Annotated in this window: 23 protein-coding genes; 14 read left to right on the top strand and 9 right to left on the bottom strand. The window is 62.6% G+C overall.

The window, feature by feature from the left end:
• Nucleotides 1-73: 73 nt before the first annotated feature.
• Together D6Z24_RS20055 and ptsP are read left to right on the top strand one after the other, a co-directional pair.
• A complete protein-coding gene (locus D6Z24_RS20055) occupies nucleotides 74-340 on the top strand; it encodes an HPr family phosphocarrier protein (RefSeq protein WP_129128392.1) in 267 nt (88 codons plus the stop codon).
• Nucleotides 321-2081, top strand: a complete 1761-nt coding sequence (ptsP, locus tag D6Z24_RS20050) for a phosphoenolpyruvate--protein phosphotransferase (RefSeq protein ID WP_129128391.1) — start codon at nucleotides 321-323, stop codon at nucleotides 2079-2081. The genes D6Z24_RS20055 and ptsP overlap by 20 nt, the downstream gene beginning before the upstream one ends.
• A 7-nt stretch (nucleotides 2082-2088) precedes the next feature.
• Here ptsP and D6Z24_RS20045 read toward each other — a convergent pair whose 3' ends face one another.
• Complete coding sequence (locus D6Z24_RS20045) at nucleotides 2089-2862, bottom strand: phosphorylase family protein (RefSeq protein ID WP_129128390.1); 774 nt, start codon at nucleotides 2860-2862, stop codon at nucleotides 2089-2091.
• 152 nt (nucleotides 2863-3014) lie between these two features.
• On the opposite strand from D6Z24_RS20045, the gene hpnJ reads away from it, so the two are divergent.
• The 4 genes from hpnJ to D6Z24_RS20025 all read left to right on the top strand — a co-directional run bounded on the left by hpnJ (nucleotide 3015) and on the right by D6Z24_RS20025 (nucleotide 6672).
• On the top strand, nucleotides 3015-4436 hold the full coding sequence (gene hpnJ / locus D6Z24_RS20040) for a hopanoid biosynthesis associated radical SAM protein HpnJ (protein ID WP_129128389.1): 1422 nt from the start codon (nucleotides 3015-3017) through the stop codon (nucleotides 4434-4436).
• A gap of 111 nt (nucleotides 4437-4547) precedes the next feature.
• Complete coding sequence (gene hpnK / locus D6Z24_RS20035; RefSeq protein ID WP_129128388.1) at nucleotides 4548-5414, top strand: hopanoid biosynthesis-associated protein HpnK; 867 nt, start codon at nucleotides 4548-4550, stop codon at nucleotides 5412-5414.
• Nucleotides 5407-5787, top strand: a complete 381-nt coding sequence (locus D6Z24_RS20030; RefSeq protein ID WP_129128387.1) for an EamA family transporter — start codon at nucleotides 5407-5409, stop codon at nucleotides 5785-5787. The genes hpnK and D6Z24_RS20030 overlap by 8 nt, the downstream gene beginning before the upstream one ends.
• Before the next feature lie 129 nt (nucleotides 5788-5916).
• Nucleotides 5917-6672, top strand: a complete 756-nt coding sequence (locus D6Z24_RS20025; protein WP_129128386.1) for a DUF3108 domain-containing protein — start codon at nucleotides 5917-5919, stop codon at nucleotides 6670-6672.
• Nucleotides 6673-6758: 86 nt separating this feature from the next.
• On the opposite strand, the gene asnS is transcribed toward D6Z24_RS20025, so the two are convergent.
• Nucleotides 6759-8144 (bottom strand): asparagine--tRNA ligase, encoded by a 1386-nt coding sequence (gene asnS / locus D6Z24_RS20020; protein WP_129128385.1) that lies wholly within the window; start codon nucleotides 8142-8144, stop codon nucleotides 6759-6761.
• A gap of 109 nt (nucleotides 8145-8253) precedes the next feature.
• Here asnS and D6Z24_RS20015 point away from each other — a divergent pair, with 109 nt between their 5' ends.
• Together D6Z24_RS20015 and D6Z24_RS20010 are read left to right on the top strand one after the other, a co-directional pair.
• Nucleotides 8254-8631 (top strand): S41 family peptidase, encoded by a 378-nt coding sequence (locus D6Z24_RS20015; protein WP_129128384.1) that lies wholly within the window; start codon nucleotides 8254-8256, stop codon nucleotides 8629-8631.
• A gap of 5 nt (nucleotides 8632-8636) precedes the next feature.
• Complete coding sequence (locus D6Z24_RS20010; RefSeq protein WP_129128383.1) at nucleotides 8637-9008, top strand: glutaredoxin domain-containing protein; 372 nt, start codon at nucleotides 8637-8639, stop codon at nucleotides 9006-9008.
• Between the two features lie 585 nt (nucleotides 9009-9593).
• On the opposite strand, the gene D6Z24_RS20005 is transcribed toward D6Z24_RS20010, so the two are convergent.
• On the bottom strand, nucleotides 9594-10571 hold the full coding sequence (locus D6Z24_RS20005) for an HD domain-containing phosphohydrolase (RefSeq protein ID WP_129128382.1): 978 nt from the start codon (nucleotides 10569-10571) through the stop codon (nucleotides 9594-9596).
• A gap of 247 nt (nucleotides 10572-10818) precedes the next feature.
• On the opposite strand from D6Z24_RS20005, the gene D6Z24_RS20000 reads away from it, so the two are divergent.
• The gene (locus D6Z24_RS20000; protein WP_129128381.1) at nucleotides 10819-11001 is read left to right on the top strand and encodes a helix-turn-helix domain-containing protein; all 183 of its coding nucleotides are present in this window, start codon (nucleotides 10819-10821) and stop codon (nucleotides 10999-11001) included.
• A 200-nt stretch (nucleotides 11002-11201) separates the two neighbouring features.
• A complete protein-coding gene (locus D6Z24_RS19995) occupies nucleotides 11202-11705 on the top strand; it encodes a chemotaxis protein CheX (protein ID WP_246014742.1) in 504 nt (167 codons plus the stop codon).
• A 96-nt stretch (nucleotides 11706-11801) separates the two neighbouring features.
• On the opposite strand, the gene D6Z24_RS19990 is transcribed toward D6Z24_RS19995, so the two are convergent.
• The 3 genes from D6Z24_RS19990 to D6Z24_RS19980 all read right to left on the bottom strand — a co-directional run bounded on the left by D6Z24_RS19990 (nucleotide 11802) and on the right by D6Z24_RS19980 (nucleotide 14499).
• Entirely contained in the window at nucleotides 11802-13427 is a 1626-nt protein-coding gene (locus D6Z24_RS19990; protein ID WP_129128380.1) for a fumarate hydratase, read from the bottom strand.
• Between the two features lie 222 nt (nucleotides 13428-13649).
• Complete coding sequence (locus D6Z24_RS19985) at nucleotides 13650-14162, bottom strand: hypothetical protein (protein ID WP_129128379.1); 513 nt, start codon at nucleotides 14160-14162, stop codon at nucleotides 13650-13652.
• A 73-nt stretch (nucleotides 14163-14235) separates the two neighbouring features.
• Nucleotides 14236-14499 carry a hypothetical protein gene (locus tag D6Z24_RS19980; RefSeq protein ID WP_129128378.1) on the bottom strand — a complete coding sequence of 88 codons (264 nt, stop codon included), beginning with the start codon at nucleotides 14497-14499 and terminating at the stop codon, nucleotides 14236-14238.
• 168 nt (nucleotides 14500-14667) lie between these two features.
• On the opposite strand from D6Z24_RS19980, the gene D6Z24_RS19975 reads away from it, so the two are divergent.
• Nucleotides 14668-15273 (top strand): class I SAM-dependent methyltransferase, encoded by a 606-nt coding sequence (locus tag D6Z24_RS19975; RefSeq protein ID WP_129128377.1) that lies wholly within the window; start codon nucleotides 14668-14670, stop codon nucleotides 15271-15273.
• Between the two features lie 162 nt (nucleotides 15274-15435).
• Here D6Z24_RS19975 and ubiE read toward each other — a convergent pair whose 3' ends face one another.
• Nucleotides 15436-16143 carry a bifunctional demethylmenaquinone methyltransferase/2-methoxy-6-polyprenyl-1,4-benzoquinol methylase UbiE gene (gene ubiE, locus D6Z24_RS19970; RefSeq protein ID WP_129128376.1) on the bottom strand — a complete coding sequence of 236 codons (708 nt, stop codon included), beginning with the start codon at nucleotides 16141-16143 and terminating at the stop codon, nucleotides 15436-15438.
• A gap of 188 nt (nucleotides 16144-16331) precedes the next feature.
• Between ubiE and cdaA the strand changes: the two genes are divergently transcribed.
• The 3 genes from cdaA (at nucleotide 16332) to D6Z24_RS19955 (ending at nucleotide 20410) form a co-directional block, all read left to right on the top strand.
• Nucleotides 16332-17501, top strand: coding sequence for a diadenylate cyclase CdaA (cdaA, locus tag D6Z24_RS19965; protein WP_129128375.1), 1170 nt, complete (start codon nucleotides 16332-16334; stop codon nucleotides 17499-17501).
• A 128-nt stretch (nucleotides 17502-17629) separates the two neighbouring features.
• Nucleotides 17630-18649, top strand: a complete 1020-nt coding sequence (locus D6Z24_RS19960) for a C40 family peptidase (RefSeq protein ID WP_129128374.1) — start codon at nucleotides 17630-17632, stop codon at nucleotides 18647-18649.
• Nucleotides 18650-18712: 63 nt separating this feature from the next.
• Nucleotides 18713-20410 carry a B12-binding domain-containing radical SAM protein gene (locus D6Z24_RS19955; RefSeq protein WP_129128373.1) on the top strand — a complete coding sequence of 566 codons (1698 nt, stop codon included), beginning with the start codon at nucleotides 18713-18715 and terminating at the stop codon, nucleotides 20408-20410.
• Between the two features lie 51 nt (nucleotides 20411-20461).
• Here the strand turns inward: D6Z24_RS19955 and D6Z24_RS19950 are convergent, their stop codons facing one another.
• Both D6Z24_RS19950 and D6Z24_RS19945 read right to left on the bottom strand, forming a co-directional pair.
• Nucleotides 20462-20878 (bottom strand): hypothetical protein, encoded by a 417-nt coding sequence (locus D6Z24_RS19950; RefSeq protein ID WP_129128372.1) that lies wholly within the window; start codon nucleotides 20876-20878, stop codon nucleotides 20462-20464.
• A gap of 113 nt (nucleotides 20879-20991) precedes the next feature.
• Nucleotides 20992-24174, bottom strand: a complete 3183-nt coding sequence (locus D6Z24_RS19945; protein WP_129128371.1) for a DUF3971 domain-containing protein — start codon at nucleotides 24172-24174, stop codon at nucleotides 20992-20994.
• Nucleotides 24175-24178 lie beyond the last annotated feature (4 nt).

The following is a 24178-nucleotide window of genomic DNA, read 5'->3' as shown; positions in this document are numbered from 1 at the left end:
TAGACCTTTGGAAAAGCAATTATTTAGGAGGGTTTGCCCACCGTAGCCTCGGCGCAGGTGGGTGAGGGCAGATATGATAGAAGGCGAATACGTCATACCCAACAAGCTGGGGCTGCATGCGAGGGCCTCGGCGCTTTTGGTGAAAACGGCCAGCGGTTTCTCCTCCGAGATCAGGATCGAGCGCGAGGGGATCGAGGTGAACGGCAAGAGCATCATGGGGATCATGATGCTTGCGGCGGCAAAGGGGAGCACCGTCACGCTCAAGTGCGAAGGAGCGGACGAGGTGGAGGCCTACGCCGCTCTGGGGGAACTGATCCGCAATGGATTCGGAGAGGAGTGAGTCGAGACAACTGAAGGGGATCGGCGCCTCCGCCGGCATCGCCATCGGCGAGGTGCGCATCACCGACCGCCGCCGCGTGGCGGTGACCGAGGTGGTGGTGGCCCGCGAAGAGATCCCCTGCGAGGTGGAGCGCTTCACGTGCGCCCTCGAGCGGGCGAAGGGGGAGCTTTACGCCCTGAAGGACCAGCTCGCCAGCACCCACGGCCCCGAGCACCTCTGCGTCATCGACGCGCACCTCATGCTCCTCGACGACACCATGCTGGTCGGGGAGACCACCCAGTACATCGAGCGGCTCGGCATCAACGCGGAAGGGGCGCTGAAACGGACCCTCGGGCGCTTCAAGGCGTTCTTCGAGGGGGTGGAGGACGACTACCTGCGCGAGCGCGGCAATGACGTGGAAACGGTCGTCGAGCGGGTGCTCAGGAACATGGTGGGGGAAAAGCAGGAGCCGCTCACGAGGATCGACGGCAAGGCGATCGTGGTGGCCCACGACCTCTCCCCGGCCGACATCCTGCAGATCGACAAGGAGAAGGTGATGGGGTTCATCACCGACCTGGGGGGCAAGACCTCGCACTCCTCCATACTCGCGCGCGCCTTCGAGATCCCCGGCGTGGTCGGCCTTGAGCGGATCACGACGGAGGTGCAGGACGGCGACACCCTGATCATCGACGGCGCTACCGGCGTCGTCATCGTCAACCCGAGCCAGGAAGAATTCAAGGAATACCTGCAGAAAAAGCAGCGCTACGAGTACGTGGAACGCGAGCTTTTGAAGCTGCGCGACCTCCCGGCGGAGACCCTCGACGGGCACCGCATGCTTCTAAAGGGGAACGTGGAGGTCATTGAGGAGGTCGCCTCGCTGGAGAAGCACGGCAGCGACGGGATCGGCCTGTATCGCACCGAGATGCTCTTCTTCAACCGCAGTACGCTGCCGACCGAGGAGGAGCAGTTCGAGGCCTACGCGGCCCTGGTGAAGAAGATGGCGCCGCTGCCGGTCACCATCCGCACCCTGGACATAGGCGGCGACAAGTGCCTCACCGATCTCGACCTCTCAGACGAGATGAACCCGGCCCTGGGGCTGCGCGCGATACGGCTTTCCTTGCGCCAGCCCGAGGCGTTCAAGGCCCAGTTGAGGGCGATCCTCAGGGCGAGCGCCTTCGGCGAGGTGAAGCTCTTCTTCCCGATGGTGTCGGGGGTGGCCGAGGTGCGCGCCGCCAAGGCGCTTTTGGAGGAGGTGAAGGAGGAGCTGCGCGGCAGGCACCCCTTCGACGAGAAGGTGCAGGTCGGGATCATGATCGAGATCCCGTCCGCGGTGGTGATCGCCGATCTCTTGGCGGCCGAGGTCGACTTCTTCAGCGTCGGCACCAACGACCTCATCCAGTACACCCTCGCCATCGACCGCACCAACGAACACCTCTCCTCGCTGTTCCAGCCGCTGCACCCCGCGGTGCTCAGATCGCTAAAGACCATCGTCGACGCGGCCCATGCCGCCGGGATCGAGGCCTGCATCTGCGGCGAGATGGCGGGTGACCCGGAGTACCTCCCCATCCTGCTTGGGCTCGGCTACGACGAACTCTCGATGAACGCGGTCTCCATCCCGCGGGTGAAGAAGATCCTGCGCCGCTGCACCCTCGAGGAAGCGCGCGCCGTGGCGCAGAAGGCGCTGAACTTCGCCACCGCGGCCGAGGCGGACGCCTACCTGAAGGGGGAGATCGCGGCACGCTTCTCGGAGAGCTTCGACTAGAGCCGGCTCAGGACTCCCTGGCGAGCGCCTGCAGGGTGAGCTCCACCGCCAGGGCAAGCGTTCTTCCCGCCTTGCGCGTATTCCCGGAAAGCCTGATCAACTGCGGCACCAGCAAGGGGCGCTTCGCGATGGCGAGCGCCACGCGCCAGGGACTCAGGTTCAGCTCCGCGTCGCAGAAATCCTCGATGGCAAACCCCAACTCCTCGTCGGCCGCGTCGCTCACGCTCCTAAGCGCGAAAAGCGGTATCCCCGCCTCCTGAGCTTCTTGGAGGACGGCTGCCGTTTCCATCTCGAGAAGCGGCAAGGGGGTGGCCGCGCCGATGCGGCTTGCCATCTCCCGCTTGTTCTTGATGGCGCTCGAGGTCACGAAGCCGCCGCGCCGCAACTGCACCCCGACTTTGCAGCAGTGCTCCGAGGCGAGGGTGGCAAGGAGCGGGTCAGGCGGGGGGAGTTCGCGGAGGAGATCGCCTTCCAGGTGGAAAACCCGCTCGGCCAGCACCAGTTCCGCGACCTCCAGCCCCGGAAGCACGGCGCCTCCGAACCCGAAGTTCACGAGCGCCTCGGGGGCTGCGTGAGCGATGAGTGCACGCGTCGCCGCCGCGGCGTGCTTGGGTCCCATGCCGGACTCGATCAGAAAGACCGGCCTGCCGTCCACCGGGAAGCGGTACAGGTTCCGGCCGGCGAGCGTGTCTTGGCGGAAACCCTTTATGCGCGCGAGAACCGGCGCGATCTCCTGGGGCATGGCGGCCACCACCCCCAGACTTCTTTTTTCCGTAGTCATAGCGGTTCGTTCCTCTCGACCGGCCACTTTAACAGAGGGGAGGCACGGCCGCAACGCTTTCCGAACCCGGCCAGGGTTCGCCTTGACAAACCGCCCCTGCCGTCTTATAGTCAGGGTTCTTTTTTGTTTGACTTCATTAATCTGGAGGGGACATGAAGCCGCTGTTTTTGAACCCGCCCACCTTCGAGGATTTCGACGGAGGCGCCGGAGCGCGTTACCAGGCCTCCCGGGAGGTAACCTCTTTCTGGTTTCCCGGCTGGCTAACCTACCCCGCGGGGATGATCCCGGGGGCGCGCGTCGTTGACGCACCGGTGCAGCGGCTTGATCTCGACGCCTGCCTGAAGATCGCCAAGGATTTCGACATGGTGGTGATGTACACCTCCACCCCGACCCTCGCCATCGACGTGGAAACGGCGCGCCGGGTCAAGGCGCAGCGTCCGGAGACGGTGACCGTGCTCACCGGCCCGCACGTGAGCGTGCTCCCCGAGGAGAGCCTGCGCTTCGCCGACGGCGCGGTCGACATCGTCTGCCGCGGTGAGTTCGACTACTCCACCGCGGAGCTGTGCGCGGGGAAACCCTGGGAGGAGGTCGACGGCATCAGCTTCATGAAGGACGGCAAGGTGCAGCACACCAAGGACCGTCCCCCGATTCAGGACCTCGACGCACTCCCCTTCGCGAGCCAGGTGTACAAGCGGGACCTCCCCATCGAGGAGTACGTCATCCCGCACTTCAAGCATCCCTACGTTTCCATCTACGCAAGCCGCGGCTGCCCGTCGCGCTGCATCTACTGCCTCTGGCCGCAGACCTTCTCCGGGAGAACCCTCAGAAAGAGAAGTCCCGAGAACGTCTACGAGGAGGTGAAGTGGATCAAGGAGAACCTCCCCCAGGTGAAGGACATCTCCTTTGACGACGACACCTTCACCGCCGACAAGCAGCACGCCATCGCCATCGCCCGGGCCATCAAGCCGTTGAACGTCTCCTGGGTGATCAACGCGCGCGCCAACTGCGACTACGAGACCCTGAAGGAGCTCTCCGACGCCGGCATGCACCACGTCGTGGTCGGCTACGAGTCGGGCAACGAGCAGATCCTCAAGAACATCAAGAAGGGGGTCACCAAGGCGCAGGCGATCGAGTTCACCAAGAACTGCAAGAAGCTCGGCATCACGGTGCACGGCGCCTTCGTGCTCGGGCTCCCCGGCGAGACGCGGGAAACCATCAAGGAGACCATCGCCTACGCCATCGACCTCGACCTCACCTCGATCCAGGTCTCCCTGGCCTCGCCGTACCCCGGCACCGAGTTCTACCAGATGGCGAAGGAAAACGGCTGGATCGCCTCCGACAGCTTCCTGGACGCCACCGGGCACCAGAAGTGCGTCATCAACTACCCGGACCTCACCAACCAGGAGATCTTCGACGCCGTGGAGCTCTTCTACAACAAGTTCTACTTCCGCCCCCGCTATATCGCGCGCAGCATCTACAGCATGCTGGTCGATGCGAAGGTACGCAGAAAGCTCCTGAAGGAAGGGGCGCAGTACCTAAGCTACATGAAAAAGCGCAAGAAGGCCGCCTGCTAGCAGTTACTCCCTCCCCTGGAGGGGGAGGGGCGGGGAGGGGGAAGCGCTGCCTGTTGCGTATTCCCCCCCTCCCGACCTCCCCCCTCCAGGGGGAGGAGATGATAGGTCTTTATGAAAGAAGTGATCCTGAACGCCGACGACTTCGGGCTGAGCACCGGCGCGAACCGCGGCATCGTAAGAGCATGGCAGGAGGGGATGCTGACCGGCACCTCCCTCATGGTGGGAGGGGACGCCTTCGAGGAGGCGGCGGCCTTCGCACGTGCGAACCCCGCGCTGCAGGTGGGGCTGCACCTCACCCTGGTGCAAGGGAGCGCGGTGCTAAGGCAGCAGGGGCTTCCCGCCCTGACCGACGCCGGGGGCGCGTTCACCGACGACCCGGTGCTTGCCGGGATGCGCTATTTCTTCCTCAAGGGGCTCAGGAAGAAGCTCCGCCAGGAGATCGACGCGCAGCTCGCGAAGTGCCGGGACGCAGGAGTCGAGCTCACCCACGTGGACGGTCACCTGAACATCCACATGCACCCGGTGGTGTTCGACATCCTCTGCGAGCTGATCCCCGCCTACGGCATCAAGAGCTTCCGGCTCACCAGGGAAAACCTCCCCGCAAACCTCGCGCTGGACAGGAGGCGCATCGTAGGCAAGTGCGCCGACGCCTTCATCTTCGCCCGACTCGCCGACCGCTGCCGTCCGCGCCTGGACCGGCTCGGCATCCGCTATGCCGCCGAGGTGAAGGGGCTTTTGAACTCCGGGCACATGACCGAGGAATACCTGCTCTCGGCTCTTGACGGGGTGGGGGAGGGGGTCACCGAGATCTACTTCCATCCCGGCTGCCATCCCTGTTCCACCCTGAAACGGCGCATGCCCGATTATCAGCACGAGGCGGAACTGGCGGCGCTCACCAGCCCGCGCGTGCGAGAGAAAATGGCCCGGCTCGGCCTAAGGCTGAGAAATTACCGGGGAGAGGAAAAGACGTATGTTTAAGACGGTAGTGGTCATGCTGGCCGCGGTTACCGCCGGTACCATCGGCGACCTGCTCCTGGCCAGCGGCATGAAGGAACTGGGCGACATCTCGACCATGAACCTGAAGGGCATCCTCCGGGTCGCCGTGCAGGCACTCACCACGCCGAAGCTCGTCTTCGGCACGGCGATGCTCGCCGTCTTCTTCTTCCTCTGGCTCGCCGTCCTCTCATGGGAAGACCTCTCCGTCGCCCTCCCCATGCAGGCGCTCAACTACATCCTGGTCGCCTTCCTTTCCCAGTACCTCCTGCACGAGGTGGTGAGTCCCATGCGCTGGGCCGGCACGGTGCTGGTCGCCATCGGTGTCATCATGATCACCAAGAGCAGCGGCGCGTAGAGCTTCCCGCCTGTCCCGGTGCGATGACGGCGCAGCCAGTCCGTCGGCTTCGTGTGAGTGTTCTAACATTAGGTAATCCCTACGTTTTTTCCCTTGAAAAAATGAGCGGCGAGGGGCTAATCTGTGGACATGAAACTTTCAGCATTATTGTCCCTTGTCGCAGTTCTCGTCCTTTCCCTGTCCGCCGCTCCGGCCGGTGCCATGAGTCCCAACGAGAAGTTGATCTACGACGTCAGCTGGACCGGCGTCAAGGCGGGTACTACTGTGCAGGAGGCGGTCACCAAGGGGGGGGAGATCCACATCGTCACCACCACCCGCTCGATGCCGTGGCTGGATACCTTCTTCAAGGTGGACGACCGCGCCGAATCCGTCGTGCAGCGCGGCAGCGGCGACCGGTTCGGTGTCCCCACCTATTTCCGCAACAAGATCAGCGAAGGGAACCATCGAAAGCTCAAGGAGGCGCATTTCGACCAGCAGAAACTGAAGGTCGAATCACGGGACCTCCTGCATAAGACCCAGCGCGTCGACGACATAGGACCCAACACCTTCGATCCCCTCTCCATCGTCTATTACGTGCGCAGTCTGCAACTCACCCCGGGCAAGTCGCTGCATGTCGATATCTACGACTGCAAGAAACTCTGGAACACCGAGGTGAAGGTGCTGAACCGCGAGGAAATCGACACGCCGGTCGGGCGCTTCAAGACCATAGTGGTGCAGCCGGTCATGAAAGCGGACGGTTTCTTCAACCGTTCCGGCGAGATCAAGGTGTGGCTCACCGACGACGCGCTCAAGATCCCGGTCATGGTCACCACCAAGGTGAAGATCGGCAAGATCAAGGCGATGCTGGTCGGGGGGAGTTACTGGCCGCAGAGTGCGCAGCGCTAGGAAGCTGCTCTCTTAGTGAAACAAAAGAGGCAAAGGCCGCGCGGCCCTTGCCTCTTTTTATTGCCCGCTCTGGAAGCGAAGCGTCCCTAGAACTCCGCGTGCCTCGGTGTCCTCGGGAACGGGATGACGTCCCTTATGTTCTCCATCCCGGTCAGGTACATGATCAGCCGCTCGAAGCCGAGCCCGAAACCGGCGTGCGGCGTGGAGCCCCAGCGCCGGGTATCCAGGTACCACGAAAGCGACTCCGGCTCGATCCCCGTCTCCAGCATGCGCCGCTCCAGAAGTTCCAGCCGCTCCTCGCGCTGGCTCCCGCCGATGATCTCCCCGACTTTCGGGACCAGGAGGTCCATGGCCGCGACGGTCTTGCCGTCGTCGTTCTGCCTCATGTAGAACGCCTTGATCTCCTTCGGGTAGTTCATGATGAAGACCGGCCCCCCCACCACCTGTTCGGTCAGGTAGCGCTCGTGCTCCGACTGCAGGTCTAGCCCCCACTCCACCGGGAACTGGAACGATACCGGCGCCTTTTTCAGCCGCTCGATCGCCTCACCGTAATCCATGCGGGCAAACGAGGCTTCCGCGACCCCTTCGATGCGCTCGAGGAGCCCCTTGTCGATCTGCGCGTTGAAGAAGCTCATGTCTTCCTGGCAGTTGTCGAGGGAGAAGCGGCAGAGCCTTTTCAGGAAGGCTTCGGCGAGATCGGCATCGTCGGAGAGGTCGGCGAAGGCCATCTCCGGCTCGATCATCCAGAACTCGGCGGCGTGGCGCGCCGTGTTGGAGTTTTCGGCCCGGAAGGTCGGGCCGAAGGTGTAGATGTCGGAGAAGGCCTGGGCGAAAAGCTCGCCCTCCAACTGGCCGCTCACGGTGAGACCGGTGGCCCTGCCGAAGAAGTCGCCGGAGAAGTCGACCGCGCCGTTTTCCAGCGGGGGGTGGGCCATGTCGAGGGTGGTCACCCGGAAGAGCTCCCCAGCCCCCTCGCAGTCGTTCGAGGTGATGATCGGGGTGTGTACGTAGAGAAAGCCGCGTTCGGCGAAGAAGCGGTGCACCTCCTGGGCCAGGGCGGAACGGACGCGGAAGACGGCTCCGAAGGTGTTGCTGCGCAGCCGCAGATGGGCGATGGTGCGCAGGTACTCGAAGGTGTGCCGCTTCTTCTGCATCGGATAATCCTGGTCGGCGCCCCCCACCACCTCAATGACGCCCGCTTTGAGCTCGAGCGCCTGCCCGGCGGCGGGAGACTCCTGCAGCACACCGGTGACCGCCAGGGCACTGCCGGTTCCGATTCCGGTGATCTCGCGGTAGTTGACAAGCTCCGGCTCGACCACCACCTGAATCCCGGACAGGCAGGAACCGTCGTTCAAGGAGATGAAGGTGACCTCCTTGCTGTTCCGTATCGTGCGCACCCACCCCTTCACGAGGATGGTGCTGCCGGGGCGTCCTTGGGAGAGGGCTTCTTTCACCTTGGTTCGAAGAGTCATATGGGTAGCTCCGTTGGTGGATTTGGACGCATCATTTATAACACAGAGGGAAAAGCTCGGCAAAAGCATAGTTGACAGCCGGGGCGCCCTTCGTATAAGTTGACGCCCCATGATCAGAATAATGTGTCTATTACAACTTTTGCTCCTGCTCGCCCTGCCTGTGTCCGGCGAGGGGTCCGCTTTCGGCGGGGTCGGCATCGACGGCGTCCCAAGGGCCGACGGCACCATAGCGGTGCGGCAGCTGGTGGCGGGAGGCCCCGCGCATCTGGCCGGCATCAAGGCGGGAGACATCATCGTTCAGGTGGACGGCACGCCGACCGCGGGAAGCGACTTCAAGTTCATCGTGGATCGGCGCCTGAGGGGGCGCGCCGGGACTCCGGTCCTGATCCTCGTGCGCCGTCCCGGCAACCCTAAAACGTTAAGTTTCAAGATGATCCGGCGGCAGCTCACCGTCGGCGGCAACAAAACAAAAAACAAGGGAGACTGATAGACATGCGTATTGTGCTGACCGCCATCCTGGCTGCATCCCTGCTGCTCCCGCTTGCCGGCTTCGGTGCCGAACAGCAGCTTCCCCAGAGTCCGCTGGGGGGGCGCGCGCAGGAAGTGAAGTATCCGAAGATCGTCCTCTTCTCCACCTCCTGGTGCCCGCACTGCAGGGCGGCCAAGGAGTATTTCACCAGGAACAACATCCCGTTCATAAATCGTGACGTCGAGGTGGACCCCGACGCGATGGCGCTTGTGACCGGCAAGTACAAGAGCCAGGGCGTTCCGGTCATCGTCATCGGTGACGACGCCAAGATCCTCAAGGGGTTCGAGGCGGCACGCTTCGAAAAGGCGGTCGAACAGGCGCGCAAGAAGAAATAGCGTCGGTCGCACGGAAACGAAGAGGGGGGAGCATGACATGCTCCCCCCTCTTTTTGTTTGCCCGGGCACGATGGACGATTAATCTAACGCGATGGATAAGTTGTACACCGCGATGGATGATTAATCTAACGCGATGGATAAGTTGTACACCGCGATGGATAATTAATCTAACGCGATGGATAAGTTGTACAGGACTATGGATGATTAATCCAACGCGGTGGATAAGTCGTACACCGCGATGGATGATTAATCTAACGCGATGGATAAGTTGTGCACCGCGATGGATGATTAATCTAACGCGATGGATAAGTTGCACACCCCGATGGATGATTAATCCAACGCGATGGATAAGTCGTGCACCGCGATGGATGATTAATCCAACGCGATGGATAAGTCGTGCACCGTGATGGATGATTAATCTAACGCGATGGATAAGTCGTGCACCGCGATGGATGATTTATCCAACGCGATGGATAAGTCGTGCACCGCGACGGATGATTGATCTACCAAGCAATGTAGCGGCTTTGCCGATCCACCTGACTACAGGTTGCATCCGGCGGCGCCCTGAATCCTCATTGCCCCTCGTCACACCTCGCTCGGTTCCTCCTCGGCAAGCAGCTCGAAGAGCACTTCGACCAGCTTCGGATCGAGGTTCGACCCGCTCATCCCCTTCATGGTCCAGAGAAGCTCGTCCCGGTCGAAACCCTTGCGGTAGGGACGGTCCATGGTGAGCGCGTCGCAGATGTCGGCGGTGGCGACGATCTGCGCCTCCAGCGGGATCTTGTCGCCGGCAAGACCGTACGGGTATCCCTTGCCGTCGTAGCGCTCGTGGTGGTACAGGACGATCTCCTGGACCGTCTTCGAGAGGTTCGCCTTGCGCACCACCTCTCGCCCCCATTCCGGGTGCTTCATCACGATGGAGAACTCCTCCTCGGTGAGGGCGCGTTCCGCGTTGAGGATCGCTTCCGGTACGCCGATCTTGCCGCAGTCGTGCAGCCAGCTGCCGTACCTTATCTCCTGCTGGATCTCCTCCGAGATCCCCAGACGCTCCGCCAGGCGCAGCGCAAGTGTCGCCACGCGGTCGCAATGCCCCTTCGTCGAGGCGTCCTTCAGCTCGATGGTCTGCGCGAGGGAGTGCAGGATGAACTCGTCCTCCCGCTTGATCGCCTGCAAAACGCGGTAGCGGCGGATGCCGTCCTTCACCGCGCGCAGCATCTCCGCCTTTTTCCAGGGCTTCAGCACGAAGCGGAAGACCTCTCCGCTGTTGATCGCGGCAAGGGTGGTCGCAAGATCGGCGCTGCCGGTCATCATGATCTTCACCGTGTGCGGCGAGATCTCCTTGATCCGCGACAGCAGCTCGATCCCCCGCATACCCGGCATCTCGTTATCCGAGACCACAACGGCGACCGAGTGATGCTCCACGATCTCCAGGGCCTCCACGGCCGAGCCGGCGGTGAGGATGTTGAGGCCCCGGTTCTCGAAGAGTTCGCTTGTATAGGCAAGGTAGCTCTTCTCGTCGTCGACGAACAGGACCGTCTCGCGTTGTAGCTCTCTGGTCGGCATCTTCAAGGTCTCCGATGGCTCATTAAGCAGCCGCCTTGTACTTATCGGCAGGAAAGCTCATTGGAAAAGCAAAAAAAGCACATGCGGCAAACTTGTAATGTTTTTGCGGTGCTAGCTCCCCGCGCTGCTTGACATGGCAGGCAAGAGCGGTACCATCCAACGGTGGAATCTGTAATTAAAACCGAGCCCGCGCCCTTTTATTGGAACGCATCCAAGCTGCGGCCGGAGCCGGTTAAAGGGGGATATCATGCTGGCATCGAAGACCTGGTTCACGGTGGCGCAAGCCTGCGAGCACTTCGGCGTGGAAGAGGAGCGCCTGCAGGTATGGATCGACGAAGGGGTGATCCGCACCGAGGAAGAAAACGGGAAGGTGGTGAGGGTAAACGGGGACGACATCGAGCTTAAAGTGGCGGAGTTGACGGGAATCTGAACCAATTGACAATCGACGCTCGACGATTGACAACGTTTGCCGCACGGCAGGCAGATGACGCGCAATTTGTGTCATGTATACGCATCGCTAAAGCTTTTGCGGTGAATGACGAATAGCAAGGGTAGCGACGCAATTGCCCTCACTGTTTTTCATTGTCAATTGTCCATCGTCAATCATCAATTGTTGTAAAGGGGGTTGCCTTGAGCAACAGCATAACGTTCGAAGAGATCATGTTCACCATCATGTCGGCCACCCAGGACACCTTCAAGAGCTACATGAACACGGACATCTTTGCCGGCAAGGTAGAGAAGAAGATCAACCCGCTGCACTCCGACGTGGTCGGGATCGTGGGGGTTGCCGGCGACCGTGTCGGCTACATCATCTTCGCCACGGAGAAAGGGCCCGCGGAGCAGATCGCCAAGGACCTGCTGATGATCGAGGAGGCCGATGACGAAGCCATCTCGGATGCGGTCGGCGAGGTGGCGAACAACATCGCCGGCGTGTTCAAGACCAAGTACCACGAACAGTACGGCAGCGTCGCCCTGGGCCTTCCCCTGGTGCTGTCGGGGCGGCTGCGCCCCATGACAGACCCCCCCGAGGCCTGCACCACGGACGGGAGCATGAGCGTGCAGTGTAAAGGGGTTACCATCCCGTTTACCACCATGGACGGGAGGCTCCATTTCAGGGTGATGGTGTATATGTAAAAGGTTCTTGTGGAGGCCTCAAGGGACCGAACAGAAAAGCCCCCGCTGCCATTACGGCAACGGGGGCTTTTTTCGTCCTGCGGTCTGTCTTACCTGTTAGATCCCGAGCTGCTTGAAGAAGTCGTTCCCCTTGTCATCCACGAGGATGAACGCCGGGAAGTCCTCCACCTCGATCTTCCAGACCGCCTCCATGCCGAGCTCGGGGAAGTCGATGCACTCGACCTTCTTGATGTTCTCCTCGGCGAGGATGGCGGCCGGGCCGCCGATGGAGCCTAAGTAGAAGCCGCCGTGCTTCTTGCACGCGTCGGTAACCTGCTGCGAGCGGTTACCCTTGGCGATCATCACCATGGAGCCGCCGTTGGCCTGCAGGAGGTCGACGTAGGAGTCCATGCGCCCCGCGGTGGTCGGGCCGAAGGAGCCGGAGGGCTTCCCTTTCGGGGTCTTCGCCGGGCCGGCGTAGTAGATCGGGTGGTTCTTCAGGTACTCGGGAAGCGGCTTGCCGGAGTCGAGGATCTCCTTGAACTTCGCATGCGCGATGTCGCGGCCGACCACGATGGTCCCGGAGAGCAAGAGCGGAGTGGAGACCGGGTGCTTGGAAAGCTCGGCGAGGATCTCTTTCATCGGCTGGTTCAGGTTGATCCTGACGCCGTGCTCGTGCTTGCCGCGGAAACGCTCGGGGATCAGGCGGCCCGGGTTGTCGTCCATCTGCTCGACCCAGATCCCTTCCTTGTTGATCTTCGCCTTGATGTTGCGGTCCGCGGAGCAGGATACGCCCATGCCGACCGGGCAGGAGGCGCCGTGGCGCGGCAGACGGATGATGCGCACGTCGTGGGCGAAGTACTTGCCGCCGAACTGGGCGCCGATACCGCTTTTCTGCGCTTCTTCGAGGATGAGTTTTTCAAGCTCGATGTCGCGGAAGGCCTGGCCGTGCTCGTTGCCGCTGGTGGGGAGCGCGTCGAGGTACTTGGCGCTGGCAAGCTTCACGGTCTTCAGGTTGGCCTCGGCGCTGGTGCCGCCGATGGCGAAGGCCAAGTGGTACGGCGGGCATGCCGCGGTGCCGAGCGTCTTCATCTTGGCGACCAGGAACTTCACGAGGCTTTCCGGGTTGAGGAGCGCCTTGGTCTCCTGGTAGAGGTAAGTCTTGTTGGCGGAGCCGCCACCCTTGGCCATGAAGAGGAACTTGTACTCGGCCCCCTTGGTGGCGTAGAGGTCGATCTGGGCCGGGAGGTTCGTCCCGGTGTTGGTCTCTTTGTACATGTCGAGCGCGACGGTCTGGGAGTAGCGCAGGTTCTCCTCGGTGTAGGTCCTGTAAACCCCCTTGGAGAGGTACTCCTCGTCGTTGGCGCCGGTCCAGACCTGCTGCCCCTTCTTGCCCATGACGATGGCGGTGCCGGTGTCCTGGCAGATGGGGAGTTCGAAGTTGGCGGCGACCTCGGCGTTTCTCAGGAAGGCGAGGGCGACCCCCTTGTCGTTCTGGGAAGCTTCCGGATCGGTCAGGATCTTCGCGACCATCTCGTTGTGCTCGGGGCGAAGCAGGAAGGAGAGATCCCTCATAGCGGTGTTGGCCACCACGGTGAGGGCCTCGGGAGCGACCTTCAAGATCTCCTGGCCATCGAAGTTGGCGACCGAAACGTACTGCTTGGAGTCCGGGATCAGGCGGTACTTGGTGGTGTCCGGCCCGAGCGGGAAAGCTTCCTGGTACTTGAACTCTGGAGTTGCCATCGGTTCTGTTCTCCTTTGCGTGGGATTGATGGTGATCGGCTGGTAATGGGGCCTGCCGGGAGTGCGGCAGGGAAAATGTATACAGTACCGCCGGAATATATTGCAAATGGCCCGCTTTGTCGAGAGGTAAGTTGAACGAAATCACGGCGAAAGAAAGGTCCGCCCGGAAATGCCGGACGGACCTTCTGTCGTTCAGGGGGAGGATGGAAGGGATGGGCGCGGTCAGTAGCGCGGCGTCAAAACTTTCATCACCCGCGGCGCAAGCACCCGGTAACGGGGCGTTGTTCCCGCCGCCTCGACGCGCGGAAGTGCCGCCGAGGTTACCGTCGGGTCGACGGCGATCCCGTTGCGGACGAAGTACACCATCTGGCGCTGGGCGAGCTGGAAGGTGACCGGGGAGGATGCCTGGTCGATGAGCATGCCGTGCGTCGCGTCGGGTTGGTCGAACTGGAAATACCCCTCGCGCGGTGCGGTCGCCGCGGCACTCCCCGCCGCGGGGGCTATTTTGAAGACCGGTGCGCCGTCGGCGAGCGTCATCATGAACGGCGCCGGGACCCGCCCCGAGAGGTAGCTCAACTGGTCGAAGCCGGGCGCCACGGCGAGCGCCGCCGGGGTGCCGAGGACGCCGCGTCCGCCGAGGGCGTCACCCAGGTAGCGGGTCGCCGAGTTCGGGATCACCAGGTCGCCGTTCAGTGGGCGCCCGTCGGCGAAGCTCGTGGTGGTCGCCTCCTGCATCAGGACGCGTCCGGAGAGACAGGCGACAGGATCTGCCGTGCCCGGAGTGCGGGACCGGTGGGGGGGGATGTGCTCAGTGCACCGTCTTTTCCCGCACCATCCCTTCCAGCATGCGGCGCAGGGCATCCTCCTCGACGAAGCAGAACAGTGCGCTGGAGCCGAAGGCGATCTCGACGGAGCCTCTTCTCTTTTTCATGGTGACGTCCACCTCGTGCACGCCGTTGCCGAGCAGCCCGTGGTAGACCTGCTGGACGCTCCTCCCGCTTCTGAGCGCTTCCTTGCTCCGCATTTCGAAATAAACGACCTGGTCCAGCGCGTCATTGGTCAGATAGATCATGGTGCACCTCCTGTTTTTTACAGGAAACCACGGGTGTGCGACGAAATATGTCGCAATCTGCGGGCGGCGCTTCGGACGGAGTGGAAAGCGGCGCGGCGCGGCGCCGAAAAGCTTGACAATCCGGCGGGAAATGCCACATATGGGCCATCTTCGGGACAGGGGGGCGCGATGGAGTCAGACCGTATCAAGTGGGACGAGCGTTACAGCGGGACGGAGCATTTCTTTTCTTTCGGTCCCTCACGGCTTCTGGCGAAGAGCCTTGAGCAGATCCTTGCCCTGGTGCCGGGGAGGCGCGCCCTCGACCTTGCCTGCGGAGAAGGGCGTAACGCCATCTTTCTTGCCCAGCACGGTTTTAAGGCCTGCGGCGTGGACATCTCTCCCAGGGGGCTGGAGCGGGCTGGACGCCGTGCGGCCGAGGTCGGGGTTGCCGTGGAGTTTGTCGAGGCGGACCTGGACCTGTGGCGTCCGAGCGGGAGCTACGACCTGATCCTCAACTTCAATTTTCTGATGCGGGAACTGATTCCGAGCCTGATGGCGGCGCTTGCGCCGGGGGGCATCCTGTTGATGGAGACCATCCTCGACGCACCCGGGATGCCGGGAGAGCACCGGAAGGATTTCTTGTTGCAGCCGGGAGAGCTGGGGCGGATCTTCGGGGCCTATCCGGGGAAGGTGCTGCTGCTTGAGGAGGATGTGGACGCCCCGGAGATGCCGGTGGCGCGGGTCATGTTTCAGAAGCAGGTTGAGCTTGAAATAAAGGTTAAGAACGGCGGATGAAGGCAAATTCCCCCTGTCCCCCCTTCGCCGAGGCTACGGGGGCAGGCCCCCCCTCGCAAAGGGGGACGCGGCATCTCATGCCGCACTTCGTGGACAAAAGAAAAGGCCGCGGTCACTGACCACAGCCTTTTTCTCAACCTTAACCTCAACCTCAGCCTGTCTCTATTTGGTTCCCACGTAGACCGTGGCGATGCCGCCGGTCAGGTCGAAGTGGTGCACGTCCTTGAACCCCACCTGGCTCATCATCCCCTTGAACTCGTCGCGGGAGGGGAACTCCAGCACGGAGTCGGGGAGGTACTGGTAGGCGCTGAAGCGGGAGAAGGCGCCGCCGATCCTCGGGAGCACCTTCAGGAAGTAGAAATGGTACAGATCCTTGAAGACGGGCATGGTCGGCGTGGAGAACTCGAGGATGACGATCCTGCCCCCCGCCTTGAGGGCGCGGTGCATCTCGGTGAGCCCCTTGATGCGGTCCACGACGTTGCGGATCCCGAAAGAGATGGTGGCGGCGTCGAAGGTGCCGTCCTCGTACGGGATGTCCTCGCAGGGGGCGACCTGGAGCTGGATACGCTGCGCGTGGCGCGACTGCTGCACCTTGACGCGCCCGAGCTCGATCATCTCCGGGGTGAAGTCGATGCCGACGATTTCAACGGAGGCGGGGGTCTGCGAGGCGATCTCGAGGGCGACATCGCCGGTGCCGGTGGCGACGTCGAGAACCTTGCCCGGACCCTTCACACCGATCTTGCCTACCGCGAAACGACGCCAGCGCCGGTCGATCCCGAGCGACAGCAGTCTGTTCAACAGATCGTAGCGCGGGGCGATGCTCCCGAACATGGCGCGAATTCGTTCACCCTTCTCCGACAATGCGTACATTTTCCCTACCTTTTTCGTCCGTGAAATGCTATAAAATCTAGCCTCTTCCCTGTGGGAGAGCCCAGCGCAAGGCTTGATTCTTAACACAAAGCGCACCGGCATGCCAGCAAAAAGCGGCCGCTATCGCCTCACCGCCCGCGCCCCGCCGCCGCACGCCCATCCGTCCGCGCCGCCCAAGGAGGCACCTGTTGTTCCCGCAAATCAGGCCCCAGGACATCGCTGACATCCTGATCATGACCTTCCTGGTCTATCAGCTCTACAGCTGGTTCAAGAATTCGAAAGCGCTTCAGGTCGTGATGGGGCTCATGTTCCTCGGCGTGATCTATTTCGTCACCAAGAGCCTCGGCCTTTTTATGACCAGCTGGATCCTGCAGGAGTTGGGGACCGTGCTCCTCGTCCTGCTGATCGTAGTTTTTCAGGCCGAGATCCGGCAGGCCCTTTACCGCCTGAGCCTTTTGCGCAACCTCTTCGAACACCAGGAGAGCACGGTCCGCCTGGACCTTCTGGAGTTCTCCGCCACCATCTTCACATTGGCCTCCCAGCGCACCGGCGCCCTGGTCGTCTTCCAGCGCGAGGAACTCCTCGACGATCTCATCCTGCACGGCGTCCCCATGGACTCCCTGGTGAGCGGCTCCCTCATCGCGAGCATCTTCATACCGGGAGCGCCGCTGCACGACGGTGCGGTCCTCGTTAAAGACGGCAGGGTGGCCCTTGCCTCGTGCCATCTGCCGCTTTCGGTGAGTGCGGAGGTGCCGCAGCACCTGGGGACGCGGCACCGCGCCGCGCTGGGGCTGTCGGAGCGCTCGGACGCGGCGGTAGTGGTCGTTTCCGAGGAGCGCGGGCTGGTATCGCTTGCCGTGGACGGAAAGCTCGAGGCGATCGCGTCGCAGGCGCAACTGCACGAGAGGCTTACCTCGCTTTTGCAGCCGCTGTCGCGCGAGGCGGAGCGGGTGGGGATCATCCGGCGGCTCTTCGCCAACTTCTGGCCCAAGGTCGCCATCTTCTGCGTCGTGGTGGCAAGCTGGCTTCTGATCACCTACCGGCAGGGAGAGATCCTGAGCGTCACCGCGCCGGTCACCTTCCACAACCTCCCGGAGAACCTGACTTTAACCCGCAGTTATCCCGACGAGATCGACCTGCAACTGAAGACCTTCTCTAACCTGGTCGGCTCTCCGAAGAACCTCGATATCGTCGTCGATCTCGACCTGGCCAAGGTGCACGAGGGGACCAACACGGTGCAGATCAGCAAGGACCAGATAAAGCTGCCGCCGGGGGTCGTGGTGGTGAACCTGGACCGCTCCCTGGTGCGTGTGACGGCCGAAAAGAAACAGCCGAAAGCGTCGGGGCGCAAGCGATAACTCCCTAAATGTTTTGGTCATCCGTCCGATACGGAGGTAAAGGGTTGTCATAAAAGTTGACAGGGTGCGCCGTTTGTTATATAAATTGACGCACCCGCTGTTTTTTCTAAAACAATGAAGGAGGACTCATGATAAGAAGCCTGAAGCTCTTGACCGTGTGCATCATCATGCTCTCCCTACCTTCGCTCGCCTTCGCCGCAAAGACCCATCGCGTAAAAAAGCACGAAACCCTATATTCGCTCGCCAAAAAATACAACGTCACCGTGGAAGAACTGAAGGCCGCCAACAACCTGGTGGGCAACAGCGTCAAGCCGCGCGTGCTCCTGGTCATCCCGCCGCGCTCCGTCTCTGAAGGCAAGAGCGCATCCGCCGGCGATGCCAAGACGTACAAGGTGAAAAAAGGCGAGACCCTTACCCGCATTGCCAAGAAGACCGGGGTTTCCGTTGCCGAACTGAAGAGGCTGAACGGCCTCAGCAGCGTGAAGGTGAAGCCCGGGAAGATGCTGGTACTCAGGGAGAGTGCACCTGCGGACGAGCCGAAGGTCAAGGTAGCAAAGAAGCTCCAGCTGCGTCATCCGGACCTCTTCAACGAGAAGGATTACGAGCAGAGCCTGCAGGAGCTGGCCACGCTCGAACCCGAGCAGCAGGTCGACCTCGCCAAGAACGCCGAGTTGAAGGTGGACAGCATCAAGGAGCTGAAGAAGTCCGCCTACGGCTTCCTCGGTACCCGCTACCGCTTCGGCGGCAGCTCCCGCTCCGGCATCGACTGTTCCAGCTTCGTGCAGCACGTCTTCAAGGAACTGGAAGTATCGCTGCCGCGCACCGCGCGCGAGCAGTTCGAGGTGGGCAACGCCGTCGCGCCGGGGGACCTGCAGAGGGGTGACCTGATCTTCTTCGCCACCTACGCTTCTTATCCCTCCCATGTCGGTATCTACCTAGGCAACAACAAGATGATCCATGCCTCCTCGCGCGACCGCAAAGTGGTGATCTCCTCCCTCAATACCTCCTACTACCGCTCCCGGTTCCTGGGGGCCAAACGCATCGCCAAGGTGAACCCGGAAGTCTTCAGGCTCGACGACCTGATCCTCGGTGTCGAAGAGGACAACTCCGACAACGCCATGGAAGAGGACGGCCTCTCCAGCAACTAGCCCCGTCCCAGACAAACATTCAACGAATCCGGCCCTCGGGCCGGATTTTTTTATGGACGCAGCATGAAGATACTCCTCGCCTATAAATGCCATCCGGAAGGGGCCGCCGACCCGTACACCTCGCTTCTGCCGGTGGGGCTTCTCTCGCTTAGCGCCGTCTTGAAGCGTGCCGGACACGAGGTCACCCTCGCCAACCTCTCCTCCTTCTCCACCGAAGCGATCCGTGCCTTGGTACGCCGGACGGCCCCGGAGCTGGTCGGCATCTCCCAGTTCACCCACAACAGAAGCGAGTCCGTGGAGCTTGCGCGGCTGGCGAAGGAGATCGCCCCCGGGTGTTTCACCCTGCTCGGCGGACCGCATGCGACGCATGCCTGGCAGGAACAGCTGGAGCGGTACCCCGAGATCGATGCCGTCGTGCTCGGAGAAGGGGAGGAGACCCTGCTCGAGCTCGTGGAGGCCCGCCGGGAGGGAAGATGTCTCGCCTCGGTCCCCGGCCTCGCCTGGCGCGCAGAGGGGAAGCCGGTCCGCACCGCGCCGCGCGGGGCGATCACCGCCCTGGACGCGCTCCCTCTTGCCGCGGAAGAGCTCGGTGCAACGGTCGGCGTCGACCTGAGGCGCCAGCTCGAGTTCATCATCACCTCGCGCGGCTGTCCGGCCAGCTGCCTGTTCTGCTCCTCGCCCCTTTTCTGGGGGCGCGGCGTGCGCTTTCGCTCCCCCGAGTCGGTGGTGCGCGAGCTGCGCCTGGTCAAGGAGCGTTACGGCCTCATCTACTTCTCCTTCCGTGACGACACCTTCACCGCCAACCGCTCGCGCGTCATGGAGATCTGCCGGCTCATCGAAGAGGAGCGCCTGCACATCCTCTGGAACTGCCAGTCGCGGGTCAACGCGGTGGACGAGGAGATGCTCGTCGCCATGAAGCGCGCCGGCTGCGAATGCATCCAGTTCGGGGTCGAGTCCGGGTCGCCGGAGATGCTGAAGGCGCTCGGGAAAAGGATCCTGCCGGCCGACGTGGAACGTGCCGCGGCGGCGGTGCGCCGGGCGGGGATCAACCTCTCGGTCTACCTCATCACCGGGATACCGGGCGAAGGGGACGCCGACCTGAAGGAGACGGTGCGGCTCATCGAGCGGATCAAGCCCCAGGACGGGCAGGTCTCCCCGCTCGTCTACTACCCCGGGACGGAGCTTCTCATGCGCGCCGTGCGGCAGCGCGAGGTCCCCGAGCACCTCTTCGAGGAGCCGGAAGGGGAAGGGTTCCTGGTGCGCCGGGACCCCTTCGTCGAACGCTCCCGGCAGGCGATGCTGAAGGCGCTGGAAAAGGCCGGCGAAAAGGCTCCCTTTACCCGTGCTGAATTCGCGGCGCAGCGCAAGGTGGTCGGATACTCCTTCGTTACCGAGATGCTGGAGGCGGAGGCGTTGGAGCAGGAGGGGGACTGGGACGCTGCACTCGGGATATACCGCGGCATGGTGCGCAAGGAGCCGGACAACCCGTGGGGATGGCTGCAGATGGGTGCCATGCAGGGACGGGACGGGGATCTTTCCGGGGCGCTGCGCTGTTACGGAAAGCTCGCGCAACTGGTGCCCGGGCATCTCCCCGCCTGGCTCGCCCTGGGGGAGCTGGCGCTCGCGGCGGGCGACAGGGAGGCTGCCGCCAGGCACTACGCCCGGGCCCTTGAGCTTGCACCGGAGGACGAGGCCGCGCTGGAGGGGGCGGCGCTCGCGGCACGCGGGCGCGGCGGAAAACGCGGAAAACGGAAACAATAAAAAAGGCGCCTCCTTGCGGGGGCGCCTTTTTCAATCTGCTCTGCCGAGGGCCTACTTGTTGACGGCAAGGCCCGGAGCGAAGATGATCTTGTCGAAGGTGCGCTTCAGAGTCTTGCTCTGGAAGTTGATCATCGGCGGGGAGTCCTGGAACTCGATGGTGTCGCCGACTTTGACCGGGGTCTGCATGGAAGCAACCCAGATTTTCTCGCCTTTCTCTTCGATCTGTGCGTAGGTGTACCCGCCGGAGTCCATGGTCTCAAGGACTTTGCCCTTGTGGCCTGCGCCCGGTTTGACTTCCTGGGGTTTCAGGCCGGCATGCGGGTCGGTGCCCGGAGCGACTGCGGGCATCTGGGTTGCGGGAGCTGCAGCCGGTGCCTGTGCAGGGGCCTGCGGTGCTTCTTCTTTTTTCTTGCAGCCGGCAGCTGCCACAGCAACGATTGCCAACATTACAACCAAAGTCTTCTTCACAGTTTCCTCCAAGTTGGATGGATTTAAGAAATGGACAGCGCTGCAAAATTTAGCATAACCGTCTCGGACTTTACAACTAAAAAAAGTCTGGTATACCGCCCCTCTTTTCCCGGCTAGCGGCCGATGACAACCTCTCCCGTGTCGGTGATGAGGCGGGCGGGAAGCTCGAACACCCGCTTGAAGATGTTGAAAACCCCCTTCGCCAGCGACTTCACCGGGACCGCGGTGACCTGGGGATCGTCGATGCGCCCTTTCGCCTCGAAATAGGTGGTGATGAGGCTCTTGTCCTTGCCGGTAAGGATCCAGCCGACGATGGGGATCTTGCTCACCACCTTGTCCACGGTCTGCAGCGGCTGGACCCCTATGTTCAGGTCCACCTCGTTTTTCACGAGGTCCATCTTTCCCACCGCCGAGATGTTCATGGCGTTGCTGTCCAGAAACAGGTTCTGCGTCGAGGCGATGCCGTTGTTGAAGGCGATGTCGCCGGTGATCCTGTTGAAGGGCATCCCCCCGGAGACCATGTCCGGGAGCTCCCCCTTGAAGAGCTGCGAGACGTTCAGGATCGAGAAGACCTTGGAGAGCGTCGAGAACTTGCGGATCGTGCCGCGCTCGATGCGGGCCTTGGCACTCCCCTGGACGCTCCTTTTCAGTTCCGCACCGCTCTCGCCGCGTGCGGTCAGCTCGGCCTGCAGCGACAGCGATCCCGTCACCTGCTGTTTCTTCACCCCGAGCGCGTGCAGCAGGCGGTCCGCGGAGACCTTCTGCGCGCTGCAGGACAGGGCGTGCCGCGGCTGCCCGCCGTTGAACTCGGTGCGCAGCCTGCCGGTCACCTCTCCCTCGAAGGAGGCGAATTCGAAGGGGAGCAGCTGCAGCACGCGGTTTTCGTAGAAGACGCTGGTGCGCAGGTGCTGGAAAGGGAAGTCGTTCAGGGCGCCTTCCGCGGCGGTGACGTGGGCGCGCACCGTCACGCGGCTGTCGCCCCCCTGGTTGCCGCCGAAAAGCGGCAGGAGGTCGTCCGGGTCGAGATAGCCTGCGTTCACCTGGAGCTCGATTGCCGGGTGCTGCAGGTCCTTCACGCTCCCCTTCAACTGCAGCGAGCTTTTGCCCAGGTTGGCGGCAAGCGAGGCGATCTGCAGGCTGTCGTTGTGTAGGGTGATGCTGCCGTGCACCCGCTCCACGCGGAGCGTCGGAGCACCGCCGGCGTAACCGAGGTCGGCCGGGTCGACCGACGGGGAGCTGAAGGTGATCTGCCAGATCGGGTTCTGCATCCCGGTAACGACGCCGCGCCCGGAAAAGAGCGTGCTGCCGAGCCGCACCTGGAGTTGGGAGGTCTCGAAGCTCTCGCCGTTGATCTTCACCGTCCCGTTCACCCCGGTCAAAAGCTTCCCCTTGTCCCAGGGCTTCAGGGTCACCCCGGCGAGCCCCACGTTGCCGGTCCAGAATAGCCGGTCCATGTCGGGGCCGGCGGCGTGGAGGGCAAGCTGCACCTGGCCGGTCGGGTGGTATTTCTTCACCATGGGGACGAGCTGTCCCACTTCGTTGCCTTGGAACTGGTTGGTCCGGATGTCGAAGCTCACCGGGCCGTCGTAGCGGCTCACCGCGGTGGCGGAGAGGGCGGCGGGGTAGAGCTGGTAGTTGAGGGCGGTGATGCGGAACTTTTCCTTGTCGAAGTCCATGCTGAAGGAGACGCTGTTGGGACGTCCCGCCGGCTTGGCGACCAGGTCCTTGAAGACGTAGGAGGCGGTGGTGAGGTCGCTGTCACCCGAGAGACGGTAAAGCGCGGTGGTCCCTTCCCCCTTGAGGTTCACGATGCCGTTCGTCGTGAACGAGGCGATCCCTTTCCCCAAAAGCCATACCACCTCCGGCTGTCTGGGCTGCACCTTGGCGGTGAACGGGTACTGGCACGGGTGGTCGAGGGGGTAGTCGGTGATGCGCCCTTCGAGCGACATGGGGGAGGTGCCGAAACGGCCGGTCATCCCCTTCAGGAGGAAATCCTTGCCGGAGAGTTCGAGCTGCCCCTTGACGCCGGTGAAAACCGGGATCCCCGAGCCGTAGTTCACCACGCCGTCCTCGACGTGCGCCTTTATGTAGAGGACGTTGTAGTTCTGTCCCCTCTCCATGTGCAGGATCTGGCTCACCCGGCCGTCCAGGCGTCCCTGGTCCAGGCGGTAGACGCCGCCGGTGATCTTCTGCTCGATGAAGTGCGACGTGTCGTCGACGATGATGCCGTAGGGGATGTACTGCCGGTAGTTGCGCAGGTTGAAGCTGTTCGTGGTGGCTTCGGCGGTGATGCGGATGTCCCCCGAATGAAGGTCGGAGAGCTTCACCTTGCCGCTCACCTTGAAGCCGTCCAGGTCGACCTTCACGTGGTCGATGGCGAGGTCGCGGTTGCTGAGTTCCAGGGAACAGGAACCTTTGAAGAGCTTCGGGGCGAGCCGGGCGTGGAACACCTGCGGGTAGTCGAGGTTCAGCCTGGTGAAGCGGTATTCATTTTTCGCGGTGAAGGCGTTCAGGCGCCCCTTTATGCTCGCCTCGAGCGCCAGTTCGCCGGCCATGCTCTTGAAGGGGACGAAGCGGCTGTAATAGGGCCAGAAGTGCCCGACGTCGACCGGGCCGGTCTTGATCTTGCCGTGGATCGGCATCGCCCCGAGGGAGGCGCCGGCAGCGGGGATCTCGGCGACCCCGGAAAGCTCGATGGGGACCAAGGACCTTCCCGAGGCGAGCTGCCCGGAGAGTTTGAAGTCGCAGTCCTTGCCGCGGATGATGCGGCTTAGCTGCAGGTCGGTGTCGGAGAGTTCGGTCACCACCGGCTGTTCGGAAAAGGCGTAATCGGCGAAGCGGATCTTGGCCTTTTTCAGCTCGACGCGCCTGATGCCCGGGGCCTCGCCGCCGCTTGGGGTGAGCATGTCGGAGATGTTGAAAACACCCTGACGGTCGCGCCATAGATGGACGACGGGGCGCTCCAGCTGGATGCGGGAGAGCACGAGCTTGCCGCTTAAAAGAGGGAGGATGGCGATGCGCACGGTGAGCCGGTCGGCGCTCGCGAAGTCGGAGCTGCCGTCCTTCTCCTTGATGGTGACGCCGGTGAAGGTGAAGGCCGGGGTGAGGCGGACGGTGAAGGCGCCGGACTGGTACTGCAGGTCGCGTTTCAGGGCGCTCTTCACCTGTGCCAGGATGTCGGCCTTGTAGGTGTCGAGGTCCAGCAGCCGCGGGAGAAGACTCGACGCAAGTACCGCGATGGTGACTATCGTTGCGATGAGCGGCAAGAGCCACGCGCGCACACGTTTAAGTTTCATGTCG

This window comes from Geomonas oryzae (genome assembly GCF_004117875.1).
Classification (GTDB): Bacteria; Desulfobacterota; Desulfuromonadia; order Geobacterales; family Geobacteraceae; genus Geomonas; species Geomonas oryzae.
Note: the sequence above shows the minus strand (reverse complement) of the source record. Positions and strands in the feature narration are given on the sequence as shown.